Consider the following 15,010-nt stretch of genomic DNA (forward strand, 5'->3'; position numbering starts at 1 on the left):
TTATCGGGGCAGTAGGGCCGGGCAGCGGGAAAAGAACTTGGGAGATGGTGGCTGCAGCCTGTCAGGAGCAACTACAAATCAAGCTAATCACACCTGCCGTATAATGCCATTGGCACGCTTGAATACATTCAGGGTAGGGCTGGGCATTTAGGGACAGCCCCATACACCCATGGATTCACGTCAAAACAAACGATTAAGAAAAATCACAGCTACTAGCCGCTCCGCTACGAATCGGAGAAACCCTGCAATATTTAGGAACACTATGCTTACCCCTCCGGTCACGACAGGCTGCGGAACCGGCGTGGTTTCTCCGTTCATTCTCTTTTACGCCGCAACTCCTTACCTTCAACGTCACAGACTCCAGGAATCCGCATGTCGTCATGTCGTCTATTGCTTTTCCCCCTCCTCCTCCTTTCCGCATGCGCGTCGAATCCAAATTCCGTCTGGTTCGAGGGCGCGATGATGCACTACGAGGTGCTGGAGGTCGGCCCCCGTCAGTACAAGCTCATCGCAAACGGAGCCGGGCGTCATAAGAGCATCGAGGTCGAACGCGGATTCATTGCCCGTGCTGAGCAGCTTTGCAATGGCAGTGCTTTTAGCCATGAGTTTCAGACCACGCCCTACCAGTACGGCTCGTCTGGTGGAGGCATGTCATTCACACACAATGCGTTTAGAACAACGGGGATAGTCAAATGCTCGTAAGCCGCCATCTTGTTGCCCTCAGTGGTGCCATTACCCTCCTCTCAGGGTGCGCCTCTTTCGCGCCGCCCGTACCGGAGGGCTACTCCGGCCCCGTGGCCATCATTAAGGACTCGGTCAAACCGGCCAGCCAAAGCAAGGCGGATTTTTTCTACATCTCCGAAATAGACGGAAGGCGGATTGAAGACAGCAGAATTAGAACGCTTACCGTCAATCGTGGGCGCGGGTTCAACATGGTCCCGGAGGTTATCGAAAGAAACGTTCCAGCTCAAAAGGCAACGTTCACCCTCGTTGGACGGACAGAATATGCTGCACCGATCCTGGCTCTCACGAACACCGTCTATCAAGTTACCGGCAAGGTCACTTTCGCTCCAGAGACATATCGTCACTACGTGGTCCGTGGCGAATTGGGAGAAAACTATTCAGCCGTTTGGATCGAAGAGGAAGGAACGGGTAAGACCGTAGGAGAGAAGATCGAACTGCACGGCCCGTCAAAGCTCGGAACCTTCGAGAAGTAGTGGCGAAGGTCCCACATTGCAGTTGGGAGAGGGGGGCCGACCATCGACGGTTCGCGCTCCCCGACTTCACGGTCATGTCCATCCGCGTTCCAATGTTGGCGACGTCTGCCGACGATCGATAACAGCCCGCTACCACCGCCGCTTTCTTGCTTCGTCCAGAAATGCCTGCAGCAGCGGCTCCCCGTCCAGCAGTTCGCCCTTGCCCGGGGTGTGGAATTCCGGGTGCCATTGCAGGCCCACCACGAAGCCCCGACCGGTCCAGCGCACGGCTTCCACCAGGCCGTCGGCGGCGGTGGCTTCCACCGTCAGGTCCTTGCCCAACACCTTGACCGCCTGGTGGTGGATGGAAACCACCTGGCCGCCCGTCTGCTCCGGGTAGAGCCTGGCCAGCAGGCCGCCCTCGGCGAACTGCACCGGGTGGGTGTGACGGTCGTATTCGGGGGCCTCGTGGGCGATGGCGTCTTCCACCAGGCTGGGGATGTCCTGGTGCAGGCTGCCCCCCAGGGCCACGTTGATCAGTTGCAGGCCGCGGCAGATGCCCAGCACCGGCTTGCCCGCCTCCATGAACTCGTGCAGCAGTTCCATCTCGTAGGCGTCCCGCACCCGGTCGCCGGCCCATTCGGGCTTGAGGGGTTCCTCGCCGTAGCTGAGGGGCGAGAGGTCGGTGCCGCCCTGCAGCACCAGGCCGTCGAGGGCGCCCACGTAGTCGGCCAGGCGCATGTTGCTGCGCTGCATGGGGCTGTCCTGGACGATGGAGGGCACCATGAACACCAGCACGTCCCGGGACATGACCCAGTGGGCCACGGACTGCTCCAGGTACTGCAGGGTCTTGCCCAGCAGGCCGACGCTCTCGGGCTGGGGATGGTAGAGGCGGGCGGAAATGCCGATCTTGACGGTGCGCTTGGCCATGTCTGGCTCCTTTCGATCCGGGTTTCAGGGCATTGCCGCAGCAAGGACAAGCGCCCGGGAGCACGCCGCAAACCAGGCCCCTCTCGGTGAACGCTGTGCCCTCTGTGGCAAAAGCATTTTCAATACACCCGCTACACGCCCCCCGCCCAGCAACGGGCCGAGTGGCGCACCACGTCCTCCAGGGCGCCGCTTTCCTCGTGCCGGGCCCGCAGCCAGGCGCTGCCGTTGGCGCCGCTGCCGGCCATGGCGGCCAGCCGGGCCAGGGGCGCGCGGCTGCCGAGGATGTCGGCGAAGGGCTGCAGGCGCTCCAGGGTGGCCAGCAGGTCGTCCCGCAGCACCAGGCTCTGCTGGCTGCGCGGGTCCACCAGGGTGGCGTCGAAACCGAAGCGGGTGGCCTGGAAGCGGTTGTAGCCGTAGACCAGGTACAGGCCCTCCTCCACCCGGTCCGCCGGGTAGGGACGCTCCACCAGCAGCCAGAAGGCCAGGGCCTGGACGAAGGCGGCCAGGGCGGCGGCCGTATCCACCTCCAGGGGGGTGTCGCAGATGCGCACCTCCACGGTGCCGAATTCGGGCTTTGGGCGGATGTCCCAGTAGAAGTCCTTGATGCTGCCGATGATGCCGTAGCCCAGCATCTTGGCAAAAAACTCCTCGAAGCCGGCCCAGGTGCTCACCGGCGGCATGTGGCCGGAGAGGGGAAAGGCGGAAACGGCGTGCAGACGCGAGGTCTCGAAGGAGGTGTCCTGCCCCTGGGAAAAGGGCGAGGCCGCCGAGAGGGCGATGAAGTGGGGAATGTAGCGGGACAGCTGATGCGTCAGATACACCGCGTCGTCCCCCGACTCGCAGGCCACGTGGATATGCTGGCCGAAGACGGTGAACTGCTTGGCCAGGTAGCCGTAGAGGCTGGACAACTGCTGGAAGCGCTCGGTGGGGAAGATGCGCCGCTCGTGCCAGCGGTGGAAAGGGTGGGTGCCGCCGCCGGCGATGGCCAGGTTGAGGCTGCCGGCGGTATGCACCACCGCGTCGCGCATGGCGTGCAGCTCCTCCAGCAGGCTGTCGTGGCGGGCGTGGGGGCTGCTGTTGAGCTCGATCATGCTCTCGGTGATCTCGGGCTTGATCTCCCCCGGGTGGGCCACCTTCTCCAGGGCCCGCAGCAGGTCCGGGCCGCCCCGGGTCAGGTCCTGGGTATGGGGGTTGATCACCTGCAGTTCCAGCTCCACCCCCAGGGTGTAGGGACTGACGGACTTGAACTCAAGCATGCTCGTCTCCTTCCGGCCGGCTCTCGCCGGCGCCCTTGAAAGCCGCCTGCACAGCCAGGGGGCCGAGGAATTCCAGCAGCACCACCGCCGCCAGCACCAGGTTGCCCAACCGTTCGCCGAACTGGGGATAGAGGCTGGTGAGGTCGTGCACCAGGGCGATGGCCACCCCGGACATGGGCAGCAAAGCCAGGCTCAGCCAGGCATGCTGGCGCCAGGTAATGCGGGAGAAAGGTGCGGTGAGCATGACCCCGGCCGCCTTGCCCAGGCTGCGGGCCGCCAGATAGGCCAGCACCGGCAGGCCGGCGGCCAGCACCGCCGTCAGGGGCAGGCTGGCCCCGGTGAGGACGAAAAGGACGATGTAGAAGAGCTGGGCGGCGCCCCCCAGGTCCACGCTGAGCAGGGCGTAGCGGCTGTCCCACTGGCGGCAGGCCAGGCCGAACACCAGCAGGGCCAGGAACACCGACAGCTGGAAGGCGTGGGCCAGGCCCACCGCCGCCAGCAGCATGCCGGCCAGGAGGATGAACTGGGAGAACTTGGATTCAGGCCCCTTGCCCAGCAGGCGGGCGCCCCACAGCACCAGGCGGGCGGCCAGGCTGCCCAGCAGCACCGAACCCAGCAGCAGGTAGAGGGGATGCAGCAGGGTCTTGTGCCAGGGCGCCGCATTTTCCGCATGGGCCACCGAGAGCAGGGTGGTGGCGGTGAGGAAGGCGAGCAGGGTGTTGATGGCCACCAGGGCCAGGGTGCGCTCCGTCACCTGGCCTTCGGCCCGGAATTCCCGGGCCACCAGCAGCACCACGGCAGGCGAGGTGGACAGGCCGATGGCCGCCGCCAGGCCCGCCTCCACCCGGGTGAAGCCGAACAGGCACAGCACCCCGGCCATGGCGGCGAAGGCCAGGGCCGATTCGAGCAGGGCCGCGGCCAGCAGGGAGCGGTCCCGCTTGAACCAGGTCAGGTCCAGGCGCCGGCCCAGGTCGAAGAGGATCAGGCCCACGGCCACGTCGAAGAAGAGCCGGGTTTCCCCCAGCAGGGGATGCAGGGACCAGCCCGGCGGCAGCCAGGGACCGGCCTGGCCCAGCAGCAGGCCGGCCAGGAGCCAGCCCAGCAGGCGCGGCAGTTTCAGGCGGCGGGCCAGCTCGCCGCCGAACAGCCCGGCCAGCAGCAGGCTGCCGAACAGGGCGGCGGGGCCCAGGGCCGGCGGCAGGGCCGGCAGAAAAGCGAAAGAGATGTTTCCGTCCATAGCGCGGTGCTCCCATGGGACGGCTGTTCAGCAATGTCTCAACAATGCGGCGCCCGGGCGGCCTGCCCGATGGGGCAGGAGCGGTCAGCGCACAGCCTGTTTTTGTTATTGAAAGACGGGCGCCGGCAAGGCGCCCCGGGATCATCCCCGGGGGCGGGGACGGTGGAGGCCGTAGGTTACTTCAGGTCAGAGTCGGCCGGACCCCGGCAAGTTCCGTACGGCCTGACGGCGCGCAAAGCCCAGGCGCAGACGCTTCTCGGTGCCGATGACCAGGCCGCAGAAGAGGGCGAAAGCGCCGATTTCCAGCCATTCCGTGAGGCCGATGGGGGCCGTGGCGAAGAGCCGGTTCATGATCGGCGCGTAGGTGAACAGCAGCTGCAGGGCCGCCATGGTGCCGATGCCGCCCCAGAACCAGCGGTTGGTGAACAGGCCGATGCTCCAGAAGGAATGGGTGAGGGAGCGGCAGTTGAAGAGATAGACCGTTTCCACCAGCACGAACACATTGACCGCCACGGTGCGGGCCTCGGCCAGGGTGTGGCCCTGGTCCAACTCCCGCAGGAAGAGGCCGAAGGCGCCGAGCAGCAGCAACAGGCTCACCAGCAGGATGCGCCCCACCAGAGGGGCGTCCAGCACCGGCGTCTGGGGCGCCCGGGGCGGGCGGGCCATGACGCCCTTCTCGATGGGCTCGAAGGCCAGCATGAGGCCGAGGAACACGGCCGTGGTCATGTTGATCCACAGGATCTGCAGGGGCGTGATGGGCAGGGTGGCGCCGGCAACGATGGCGGCGACGATGACCAGGCCCTCGCCGAAATTGGTGGGCAGAGTCCAGGTGATGAACTTCACCAGGTTGTCGAAGACGCCACGGCCCTCCTCCACCGCTGCCTCGATGGCGGCGAAGTTGTCGTCGGTGAGGACCATGGCGGCGGCCTCCTTGGCCACCTCGGTGCCGGTGATGCCCATGGCGATGCCGATATTGGCCTGCTTCAGGGCCGGGGCGTCGTTCACCCCGTCGCCGGTCATGGCCACCACCTGGCCCTGGGCCTGCAGGGCCCGCACCAGACGCAGCTTCTGTTCCGGCTCGACCCGGGCGAAGACGTTGATCTGCTGCACCGCCGCCTGCAGCCCGGCATCGTCCAGGGCCGCCAGTTCGCCGCCGGAGAGGGCCTGCTCGCCCTCGGCGGCGATGCCGATCTGGCGGGCGATGGCCAGGGCGGTGACGGCATGATCGCCGGTGATCATCTTGACCCGGATGCCGGCGTTGCGGCAGGCCTTCACCGCCGCCACGGCCTGGGCCCGGGGCGGGTCCATCATGCCGATCAGGCCCAGGTAGTCCAGGCCCTCGCCGGCGATCAGGGAGTCGGCCTCCAGCACGGCCTCGGCCGCCCAGCCGCGGCGGGCCACGGCCAGCACCCGCAGGCCCCGGGCCGCCATCTCCCGGGCCTGGCGCTCGATGGCGGCGGCGTCGGCTGCGCTCAGGGGCACCGGCTGGCCTTCCGCATTGCAGCGGCGGCGGCAGTGGGGCAGCAGCTTTTCCAGGGCGCCCTTGGCATAGACCACCAGGCCGCCGTCGCCCCGGTGCAGGGTGGCCATGTACTGGCGGGCCGAGTCGAAGGGCAGTTCATCCTGGCGCGGATAGAGGGAAAGCAGGGTGTGCTCGTCCAGCCCGGCCTTGCGCGCCGCCACCAGCAGGGCGGCCTCCGTCGGGTCGCCGCTGATCTGCCAGTGGCGCCCCTCCTTGAAGAGGCCGGCGTCGTTGCACAGGGCGGCGGCCAGCAGGGTTTCCCGCAGGGCCGGCTCCGGCGGCGCCTCGTTGCCCAGACGACGGCCGCCGATCTCCCCTTCCGGGGCGTAGCCGTTGCCGCTCACCGGGTAGGCGATGCCGCCGGCCACCACTTCCCGCACCGTCATCTGGTTTTCGGTGAGGGTGCCGGTCTTGTCGGAGCAGATCACCGTGGTGCTGCCCAGGGTTTCCACCGCCGGCAGCTTGCGGATGATGGCGCGGCGCTTGGCCATGCGCGAGACGCCGATGGCCAGGGTGATGGTCATGGCCGCCGGCAGGCCTTCGGGAATGGCGCCCACGGCCAGGGCCACCGCCGCCATGAACATCTCGAAGGGGGATTCGCCGCGCCACAGGCCGACGGCAAAGGTGAACAGGGCCAGGGCACCGATGGCCATCAGCAGCCAGTTGGAAAAGGCCGCCATCTTGCGGGTGAGGGGCGTCATCAGGTCCGGCGTCTCGCCCATCAGCTTGGAGATGCGGCCGGTCTCGGTGGCGTCGCCGGTGGCGATGGTGATGCCGGCGCCCTGGCCGCTCACCACCATGGTGCCGGCGTAGGCCATGTTGCCCCGGTCTGCCAGCAGGGTTTCCGGCGGCAGGGTCTCGGCGTGCTTGTCGCTGGCCGTGGATTCGCCGGTGAGGGCCGCCTCCATGGCCTTCATCTCCTTGGCCCGGAACAGGCGCAGGTCCGCCGGCACCTTGTCGCCGGCGGCCAGCAGCACCACGTCGCCGGGCACCAGGGCGCGGGAGGGCAGGCGCTTCTTCTCCCCTTCCCGCAGCACCGTCACCTCGCTGGCGACGGAACGGGCCAGGGCCGCCAGGGCGCTCTCCGCCTTGCCTTCCTGGATGAAGCCGATGATGGCGTTGATCAGGGTGACCCCGAAGATGACCCCCGAATCCACCCACTCGCCGAGAAAGGCGGTGACGGCCCCGGCCAGCAGCAGCACCAGCACCAGGGGCTGGGCGAACTGCAGGGCGAAGCGCAGCAGGGGACCCTTGCCCGGCTTGGGCGTCAGCCGGTTCTCGCCGTGGGTCTGGCGGCGGCATTCCACCTCGGCCTCCGACAGCCCTTCGGCGCAGGAGGTCTGCCAATGCTCGGCTACGGCATCGCCGGAAAGGTGGTGCCAGACGGGTGAGGAAGCATCGGGACGGGGCATGGTGGGCGAGAAGGCAATGACGACAGCCTTATTGTCCGCCCTTTCCCCTTTCCGGTGGAGTACGTCAGGCTCCCGACACGGCCTTGTGCAAACGGCTGCCGCCGAGCCAGGCGGCCAGCCCGGCCAGGCTGACGATGCCGCCGCAGAGGCAGACGCCGCTCCAGCCGGCAGCGCCGTAGGCGGCGGCAGAGACCAGGGAGCCGGCGGCGCCGCCGATGAAATAGCAGGTCATGTAGGCCGCCGTCAGCCGGTTGCGGGCCTCGGGCCGGATGCGGTAGATGGCGCCCTGGTTGCTCACGTGCACGCCCTGCACCGCCAGGTCCAGAGCCAGCACGCCGAGGATCAGGGCCGCCAGGGACAGGGGCGCGAAATAGAGGGAGCCCCAGGAGAGCAGCAGCAGCCACCAGCCCAGGGTGGTGGCCCGGTCGCCGTGGCCCCGGTCCGCCAGATGGCCGACGGCGGAGGCAGCCAGGGCGCCGGCGGCGCCGGCCAGGCCGAAGAGGCCGATGGTGACTTCGGAAAAGCCGTAGGCGGGGCCGGCCAGGAGGAAGGCCATGGAAGTCCACAACACGCTGAAGGCGGCGAAGGCGGCGGCGCCGAGGAAGGCCCGCAGGCGCAGGCTCGGCTCCTCCCGGAAGAGGCCGAGCACCGACAGCAGCAGCCGCGGGTAGCTGAGGCCGACGCTGTGCTGATAGCGGGGCAGGCGCCGGGCCAGCACCAGGGCCGCCAGGGCCATGGCCGCGGCGCCGACCCAATAGACCGTGCGCCAGCCGCCCAGGGTGGCCAGGGCCCCGGCCACGGTGCGGGCCAGCAGGATGCCCAGCAGCAGGCCGCTCATCACCGTGCCCACCACCTTGCCGCGCTGGGCCGGCGCCGCCAGGGTCGCCGCCAGGGGCACCAGCACCTGGGCCACCACGGAGAACAGTCCGGCCAGGGCGGTGCCGACGAAGACGCCGGCCATGGAGGGCGACAGGGCGGTGACCAGCAGGCCCGCCGCCGCCAGCAGGGTCATCACCACGATCAGGCGGCGCCGCTCCAGCAGGTCGCCCAGGGGCACGATCAGCAGCAGGCCCAGGGCGTAGCCCAGCTGGGCCGTGGTGACGATGGCCCCGGCCCCGGCGGCGGACAGCCCCATCTCCCGGGCGATGGCCGGCAGCAGGGGCTGGGCGTAGTAGTTGCCGGCCACGGCCAGGCCGGTGGCGACGGACATGATGGGCACCAGGCCGGGCGTCAGGCCCGGGGTGACAGGAACGGCGGCAGCAGAGGACACGGCAATCTCCAGGGGAAGGTGGGCGCCCCGGTCCCGGCCGGAGCGGCGTTATGTGGCGCCAGTATGGGAATGGCGGATCAATGACGCCAATGCATTGTTATCATCCAACCAATCCATTTTTCAGATTGATCGCCATGAACCTGCGCCAGATCGACTATGCCGTGGCGGTGGCCGAAACCGGCAGCTTCACCCGGGCCGCCGAGCGCTGCCACACGGTGCAATCCGCCCTCAGCCACCAGATCTCCCGCCTGGAGGAGCAGCTGGGAGCCCGCCTCTTCGAGCGCACCTCCCGCCGGGTGGCCCTGACCCCGGCCGGCCGCACCTTTCTCACCCACGCCCGCCAGGTGCAGGAAGCCGCCCGCCGCCTGGGAGACGAAATGGCCGCCGCCACCGGCGAGATCCGGGGCACCCTGACCCTGGGCACCATCTCCACCCTCACCGTGGTGAACCTGCCCGCCCTCCTCGCCGACTTCCACCGCCGCCACCCCCAGGTGGACATCCGCCTGCACACCGGCATGAGCGACCGCCTGCTGGAAGAACTGCGGCAGCAGGAAACGGATGCCGCCTTCATCGGCGTCTGGCCCGGCGAGCCGGTGGCCGGGGTGGACGCCCGCATCCTCAGCGAAGAGCCCCTGGTGGCCCTGCTGCACCCGGACCATGCCCTGGCCGGGCGCAAGCGCCTGAGCCTGGCCGAACTGGCCCGGCAAACCCTGGTGGACTACCAGGCCGGCACCGGCCCCCGGCAACAGACCGACGCCGCCTTCCAGGCCGCCGCCATCGAGCGCCGGGTGACGGTGGAGGTCAATCACGTGGAATGGCTGGAGGCCCTGGTGCGGCAAAACGTCGGCATCGCCCTGGTGCCCCTGGCAACGGCCGCCCACTACCCGGGGCTGGTCACCATCCCGGTCCAGGCCGCACCCCGTCGCCGGGTCTACTTCGCCTGGGGCCGCCACCCCACCCCGGCCGCCCTGGCCTTTCTTGGGCTGGTGCAGCAGGCGCTGGAGTGAGCGGCGGGACGCTCAGGGCATCCCGGTCTGGGAGGCAGGAGGGACGGACCTTTCGGCCATGGCATGGCGGAGAGGGGCGTCGCTGTTGGGTTGTGGGGCTGGTGCTTTTCGGCAGGGGATATTGCCTGTGAGGCTGAATCCTCAGGCGTGGTGGGTTGATTGACCGCTGTGTTCCGCGCCTGACGCGCGGGTTACTTGTTCTTGTCTCGCCAAGAATAAGTAACCAACAAGAAGGCGAGCCCGGTTTGGCGCCCCTGCGGGGTCCCCTGCGCTACTCGCTTCCGGCGGGGGCTGCGCAACTCGGCCTACGGCCTCAGACAGTGCTCGCCCATTTTCTGCCAGAAGCTCCGTTGCTCGGCGCCGCACAGGGCGGGATTGGCGCTTGCCGGATTCAGCTATCGACCTAAAACGGGAATGACCTAGGGAAAGCAGATGTTCAACGTTAAATTAAGCGGCGTGCCGCTTGTGGCGCGTCTGAGCGACTGAAGGGAACGGTTTTGATGTGATGTTAGGGAGCATTAGTTCCTAAACTCACATCAATTGTTTGACATGTTGAAAGCTACACGTCGTTGGTGGCGTATCACTCAAGAAACGCCATTTAACAACGACATGATCAGCAGCCCGGATTGATAAAACGTAATCACACTGGTCCGATCTGCGACTTACAAGTTCATAGGTTTGGGAATTCACTTCACGCCGCTCAAATGACCACTCAATCGGATGGTCATATTTCGGCAATGGCTTTCCGACATATTGATCCAACACCGTTTCCATATCTTGGTAAGTGACCATCGGAACACAGCCACATAGAAAGCACAGAATCGAGAGAAGAATACCTTTCTCGACGGCAGCCACAAGCATGCGCGGCTCCCTAACGTGGAGCTAATCGGACCTGCGCGGATTTTCGCGCAGGTCCGGTTGAGCGCAGACAGACATAGCGATGAGAACTACAACCATACCAATTGACCTCAAATGATTTTGAAGTACCCCGTGAGATGCCATCCAACTATCCAGCAGATTAGTGAAAAAGCACCGCCGATATATACAACGATGCCACCAACGACTGGATCGGCAACTCGCGAAAGAGCCACAACAAGAATTGCGGCAAACCCAAAGGCGGTATTCCCAAGTGTGACGAGAGTGCTGCCGATTTGATGCTTTTGGCTAGGTGGCGGCCGTGTCAGAGGCGATTTCTCAGTTCGTGATCGGCGACGACCAAATACGAACCACGCAATCAGCGCCATACTAATAATGCCGGCAAGGCTGCCCGCAAGACGATCAGCAAATCCCAACATCCCAATCAAGGCGGCAAGTAAGGCCCATAGAACCCCACCCGCGATTAGGCATAGACCGAAAAACTGAGAGATCAGGATGTTAAGGGGTGGCATCAGTTGGTGCCCAACGTAGAGCTAACCGGCGCTGCGCGGCTTTATCGCGCAGCGTCCGTGTGGACTGCCGGGTTAGCCATTACTTTCGAAAATTCCTCTTCAAGCAAAAGAATCTGTTGAATTTGAAACTTCACGGTTCGGTAAAGAAGAATGGCCGGTGTAATAACGTTGGATTGATAAGCCTCTCCATCGGGGCATTGCTCATGTTCTTTAATCAGTTCCTCCAAGGTGTCTTTCAGCAGCTTTCCTCCACCCCCCATTGTTTCGTATGAGTAGAGTGCTTCACGGACATCTTGAGCTTTTGATATGGTTAAAAAATCTACGACGCCTTGATGAATGGCTGGGTACTCAAGCAAATCGAAATTTGCGATCAGAAATTTGAATTCATTTAACACTGCATCCAGTTTTTCAAAGTAATGATGGATGACTGGTTTGCTAAATCCGCTTTTAGTCAGCAGCGATGGCCTGTAAATATCTTGGAGATCAGAAAAAAGGAATTCACTATTTGGTTTTTTCTTGCCCTGTCTCTTACTCATAGGAGTGGTGAGTTCGACGAGCGCTATTTCATAATCGAAGATCACTACATGCAAATATTTGTAGAAACTGGCCAAGCTATGAAGGTTTTTTACCTGAATGCGACGAGTAATTGACGCCTCTTGCTGCGCCTCGATTCGACTGGCAAACGATTGCCACAGAGAACTCAAAAACAAACCAATTATCACAATGCCAAATATGGCTTCACTCGCAACAATCATCATAGCCAGTTCAGATTTTGGAGTTATGTCTCCGTAGCCAAGCGTGGTTATCGTTACCGTGCTGAAATAGATGCTCTTGAGCAGCGTGAAATCTGTCTCCTTTGTCGCATCAGGGATGTATCGATATGCGAACGCGTAAGCAACTATCAGAAATAGATAGATTGCCAGGAAAAACGAAGGACGTAATTTCATTGACGGTCCTAATGGCTAACTAGTAGTAGACGACAAAAGTGTCCAATAAAAACGGGACTGTCCAATATCCTGGAACACCGGACAGCCGAAGCGATTGGCCCGCAACGGATTCAGCAAACCTTCCGTTTACTGGCCTCACTAAAAATCCGTTAAACCGGACAGCCTCAAAGTTACCGTCGGCACACTCACACCGCAACCAAAAGTTGCAAATAGCATATCCCAAAGAACTACCCCCCAGCCCCAACCGGTGCGATCACCTTCGCCACGCCACCGGTTTTCCATCCCCTTCCCCCCCCGCCGAGCAGCGCAAGGCGGGCGGGGGGCTTTCGGCGAGGACTGCTTGAGGCCCGAAGGGCCGAGTTCCGCAGCCGCCCCGACCGACTGAGCAGCGCAGGAAAGCCCGCAGGGCCGGGGGTGAGGGTTCCCCTTCTTTTGGTTCCTTTTCTTGGGGAAGCAAGAAAAGGAACACGCGCGGCGGCGCGGAACCCGGCCGCAAAATCGACAAACCACGCCCCGCCAATCCCCAGAAACAAAGCCCCAAAACCACCCCGCCACCAAACAAAAAGGACGGCCATCTCCACCATGCCCCGGCGGAAATGCCCGTCCTTCCTGCCTCCTGGCGCACCCGGTGCGCCAGCCAATTCAAACCCGCCAACCCGGCTCACCAGCCGTAATAGACGCCCCCGCCCCGGCGGTAGTAGGGCCCCCAGCGCGGGCCCCAGAAGGGGTCGTAGTAGGGCATGGCCCGCAGCCGCTCCTGCTGCCGCACGGCCTCCACCTCCCGGGCGTTCTGCTGTTCCTTTTCCGTCAGGGTGGTGGCCAGATCGGCGCGCAGGGCCTTTTCCCGGTATTCGTGCAGGTAGTCGAGCACCGCCACCGGCAAGCCCTGGCGGGTCAGGTCCAGTACCTGGCTGGGAGTTGGGTCGAGGCGGGTCTGGGTTTCCTTGAGGCGGGCGATGATGGCGTCGGCCTTCATGCCGGACTTGGCCATGGCCACCAGTTCGGGAAAGCCCAGCTTGGGCGTGTCGGGCGCCAGGCGCTGCATCTGTTCGGGAGTGAGGCGGGCCAGCTTGGGGGTGGCGGTGCCGTCGGGAGGGGCGCTGGCGCAGCCGGCCAGCAGGGCCAGGGGCAGCAGGAGCGGGAATAGGCGGCGATGCACGGTCATGATGCTTTCTCCTCCATTACGGGGCCGGGGTCAGGGAGAGACCCCACGGCCGGCCCCCAGGTTCCGGAACCGGCCCGGCGGACACCAGGCGGCGGAACCCCGGGGACGCAGCCTGAGCGTCAGGCCCGGGGCCGCGGGCCAGGCGTGTCGCCGCAGACAGTACGCAAGTACGGCAAGGCGACACAACAACGCCCGGGGCCCCGGGCCGGGTACTCAGGCGGTGCCGCCGACAGTGAGGCCGTCAATGCGCAGGGTGGGCTGGCCCACGCCCACGGGCACGGACTGGCCGTCCTTGCCGCAGGTGCCGACGCCCGGGTCCAGGCCCAGGTCGTTGCCGATCATCTTCACCCGGGTCAGGGCGTCCGGGCCGTTGCCGATGAGGGTGGCGCCCTTCACCGGGTAGAGCACCTTGCCGTTTTCCACCATGTAGGCTTCGGACATGGAGAAGACGAACTTGCCGCTGGTGATGTCCACCTGGCCGCCGCCGAAATTGACGGCGTAGATGCCCTTCTTCACCGACTTGAGGATTTCCTCCGGCGACTTGTCGCCGGCCAGCATGATGGTGTTGGTCATGCGCGGCAGGGGCAGGTGGGCGAAGGATTCGCGGCGGCCGTTGCCGGTGGGCTCGACGCCCATGAGGCGGGCGTTGAGGGAATCCTGCATGTAGCCTTTCAGGATGCCGTCCTCGATCAGCACGGTGCGGCGGGTGGGGTTACCCTCGTCGTCGATGTTGAGGGAGCCGCGACGGTCCGGCAGGGTGCCGTCGTCCACCACGGTGACGCCCTTGGCGGCGACCCGCTCGCCGATGCGGCCGGAGAAGGCGGAGGAGCCCTTGCGGTTGAAATCGCCCTCGAGGCCGTGGCCGATGGCTTCGTGCAACAGGATGCCGGGCCAGCCGGGGCCGAGCACCACGGTCATGGTGCCGGCCGGCGCGGGCCGGGCGTCCAGGTTGGTGACGGCCTGATGCACGGCTTCGGCGGCGTAGCGCTTGAGCACTTCCTCGCTGAAATAGCCGTAGTCGTAGCGGCCGCCGCCGCCGGCGGAGCCCTGCTCCCGCTTGCCCTTGCCGCCGTCCACGATGACGGTGACGGAGACCCGCACCAGGGGCCGCACGTCGGCGGCCAGGCGGCCGTCGCTGCCGGCCACCAGCACCACGTCGTATTCGCTGGCGAGGGAGGCCATGACCTGGGTGACGCGGGAATCGATGGCCCGGGCGTAGCCTTCCAGGCGCTCCAGCAGCTTCACCTTGTCGGCGGCCTGCAGGGAGGGAATGGGGTCCTGGGCCGGATAGAGGCCGTGGCCCTTGCGCCCCTTCAGCTTGGGCGCCGTGCCCGACTGGCCGGCGGCGCCGATGGCGCGCACGGCGGCGGCAGCGTCGCCGAGGGCGTTGCGGCTGATGTCGTCGGAGTAGGCGAAGGCGGTCTTCTCGCCGGAGATGGCGCGCACGCCGACGCCCTGGTCGATGTTGAAGCTGCCGGATTTGACGATGCCCTCCTCCAGGCTCCAGGCCTCGGCCCGGCTGTACTGGAAGTAGAGGTCGGCGTAATCCACGTCGTTCTTCATGATCTGGCCGAAGACCTCGGACAGGCGCTTGTCGTCCAGGCCGTAGGGGGTCAGCAACAGGGATTCGGCTTGCTTGATGATCTTGCTCATGGGGAAACCTAAAGCCTTAAAAAACTT

11 protein-coding genes are annotated in these 15,010 nt (G+C 65.2%); 2 read left to right on the forward strand and 9 right to left on the reverse strand.

The annotated features are described in order from the left end of the window. Window positions 1-692: 692 nt before the first annotated feature. Window positions 693-1,217 carry a hypothetical protein gene (locus EV678_RS06955; protein ID WP_130458973.1) on the forward strand — a complete coding sequence of 175 codons (525 nt, stop codon included), beginning with the start codon at window positions 693-695 and terminating at the stop codon, window positions 1,215-1,217. A 129-nt stretch (window positions 1,218-1,346) separates the two neighbouring features. On the opposite strand, the gene EV678_RS06960 is transcribed toward EV678_RS06955, so the two are convergent. From EV678_RS06960 to EV678_RS06980, 5 genes are all read right to left on the reverse strand, one after another. Next, a complete protein-coding gene (locus EV678_RS06960; RefSeq protein ID WP_130458974.1) occupies window positions 1,347-2,126 on the reverse strand; it encodes a gamma-glutamyl-gamma-aminobutyrate hydrolase family protein in 780 nt (259 codons plus the stop codon). 131 nt (window positions 2,127-2,257) lie between these two features. Further along, a complete protein-coding gene (locus EV678_RS06965) occupies window positions 2,258-3,382 on the reverse strand; it encodes a YbdK family carboxylate-amine ligase (protein WP_130458975.1) in 1,125 nt (374 codons plus the stop codon). Beyond that, window positions 3,375-4,619, reverse strand: a complete 1,245-nt coding sequence (locus EV678_RS06970; protein WP_130458976.1) for a cation:proton antiporter — start codon at window positions 4,617-4,619, stop codon at window positions 3,375-3,377. Before EV678_RS06970 ends, EV678_RS06965 begins: the two co-directional genes overlap by 8 nt. 186 nt (window positions 4,620-4,805) lie before the next feature. Beyond that, entirely contained in the window at window positions 4,806-7,553 is a 2,748-nt protein-coding gene (locus EV678_RS06975) for a cation-translocating P-type ATPase (protein ID WP_130458977.1), read from the reverse strand. Between the two features lie 64 nt (window positions 7,554-7,617). Beyond that, window positions 7,618-8,823 carry an MFS transporter gene (locus tag EV678_RS06980; RefSeq protein WP_130458978.1) on the reverse strand — a complete coding sequence of 402 codons (1,206 nt, stop codon included), beginning with the start codon at window positions 8,821-8,823 and terminating at the stop codon, window positions 7,618-7,620. A 134-nt stretch (window positions 8,824-8,957) separates the two neighbouring features. Here EV678_RS06980 and EV678_RS06985 point away from each other — a divergent pair, with 134 nt between their 5' ends. Continuing rightward, window positions 8,958-9,830, forward strand: coding sequence for a LysR family transcriptional regulator (locus EV678_RS06985; RefSeq protein ID WP_130458979.1), 873 nt, complete (start codon window positions 8,958-8,960; stop codon window positions 9,828-9,830). Window positions 9,831-10,798: 968 nt separating this feature from the next. Here the strand turns inward: EV678_RS06985 and EV678_RS06990 are convergent. The 4 genes from EV678_RS06990 to tldD form a co-directional block, all read right to left on the reverse strand. After that, window positions 10,799-11,218 carry a hypothetical protein gene (locus EV678_RS06990; protein WP_130458980.1) on the reverse strand — a complete coding sequence of 140 codons (420 nt, stop codon included), beginning with the start codon at window positions 11,216-11,218 and terminating at the stop codon, window positions 10,799-10,801. Between the two features lie 41 nt (window positions 11,219-11,259). After that, window positions 11,260-12,165 (reverse strand): potassium channel family protein, encoded by a 906-nt coding sequence (locus tag EV678_RS06995; protein ID WP_130458981.1) that lies wholly within the window; start codon window positions 12,163-12,165, stop codon window positions 11,260-11,262. 661 nt (window positions 12,166-12,826) lie between these two features. Then, window positions 12,827-13,330, reverse strand: a complete 504-nt coding sequence (locus EV678_RS07000) for a hypothetical protein (RefSeq protein ID WP_014238409.1) — start codon at window positions 13,328-13,330, stop codon at window positions 12,827-12,829. A 213-nt stretch (window positions 13,331-13,543) separates the two neighbouring features. After that, entirely contained in the window at window positions 13,544-14,983 is a 1,440-nt protein-coding gene (gene tldD / locus EV678_RS07005) for a metalloprotease TldD (RefSeq protein ID WP_014238410.1), read from the reverse strand. Window positions 14,984-15,010: the final 27 nt, after the last annotated feature.

Origin of the sequence: Azospira oryzae (assembly GCF_004217225.1) — a bacterium.
GTDB classification, from domain to species: Bacteria; Pseudomonadota; Gammaproteobacteria; order Burkholderiales; family Rhodocyclaceae; genus Azospira; species Azospira oryzae.

Bases quoted from the DNA above. Each gene is read 5' to 3' on its own strand.
- EV678_RS07000 (WP_014238409.1), bottom strand. From the start codon at position 13,330: ATGACCGTGCATCGCCGCCTATTCCCGCTCCTGCTGCCCCTGGCCCTG.
- EV678_RS06955 (WP_130458973.1), top strand. From the start codon at position 693: ATGCTCGTAAGCCGCCATCTTGTTGCCCTCAGTGGTGCCATTACCCTC.
- EV678_RS06985 (WP_130458979.1), top strand. From the start codon at position 8,958: ATGAACCTGCGCCAGATCGACTATGCCGTGGCGGTGGCCGAAACCGGC.
- EV678_RS06965 (WP_130458975.1), bottom strand. From the start codon at position 3,382: ATGCTTGAGTTCAAGTCCGTCAGTCCCTACACCCTGGGGGTGGAGCTG.
- EV678_RS06960 (WP_130458974.1), bottom strand. From the start codon at position 2,126: ATGGCCAAGCGCACCGTCAAGATCGGCATTTCCGCCCGCCTCTACCAT.
- EV678_RS06995 (WP_130458981.1), bottom strand. From the start codon at position 12,165: ATGAAATTACGTCCTTCGTTTTTCCTGGCAATCTATCTATTTCTGATA.
- EV678_RS06975 (WP_130458977.1), bottom strand. From the start codon at position 7,553: ATGCCCCGTCCCGATGCTTCCTCACCCGTCTGGCACCACCTTTCCGGC.
- EV678_RS06970 (WP_130458976.1), bottom strand. From the start codon at position 4,619: ATGGACGGAAACATCTCTTTCGCTTTTCTGCCGGCCCTGCCGCCGGCC.
- EV678_RS06990 (WP_130458980.1), bottom strand. From the start codon at position 11,218: ATGCCACCCCTTAACATCCTGATCTCTCAGTTTTTCGGTCTATGCCTA.
- tldD (WP_014238410.1), bottom strand. From the start codon at position 14,983: ATGAGCAAGATCATCAAGCAAGCCGAATCCCTGTTGCTGACCCCCTAC.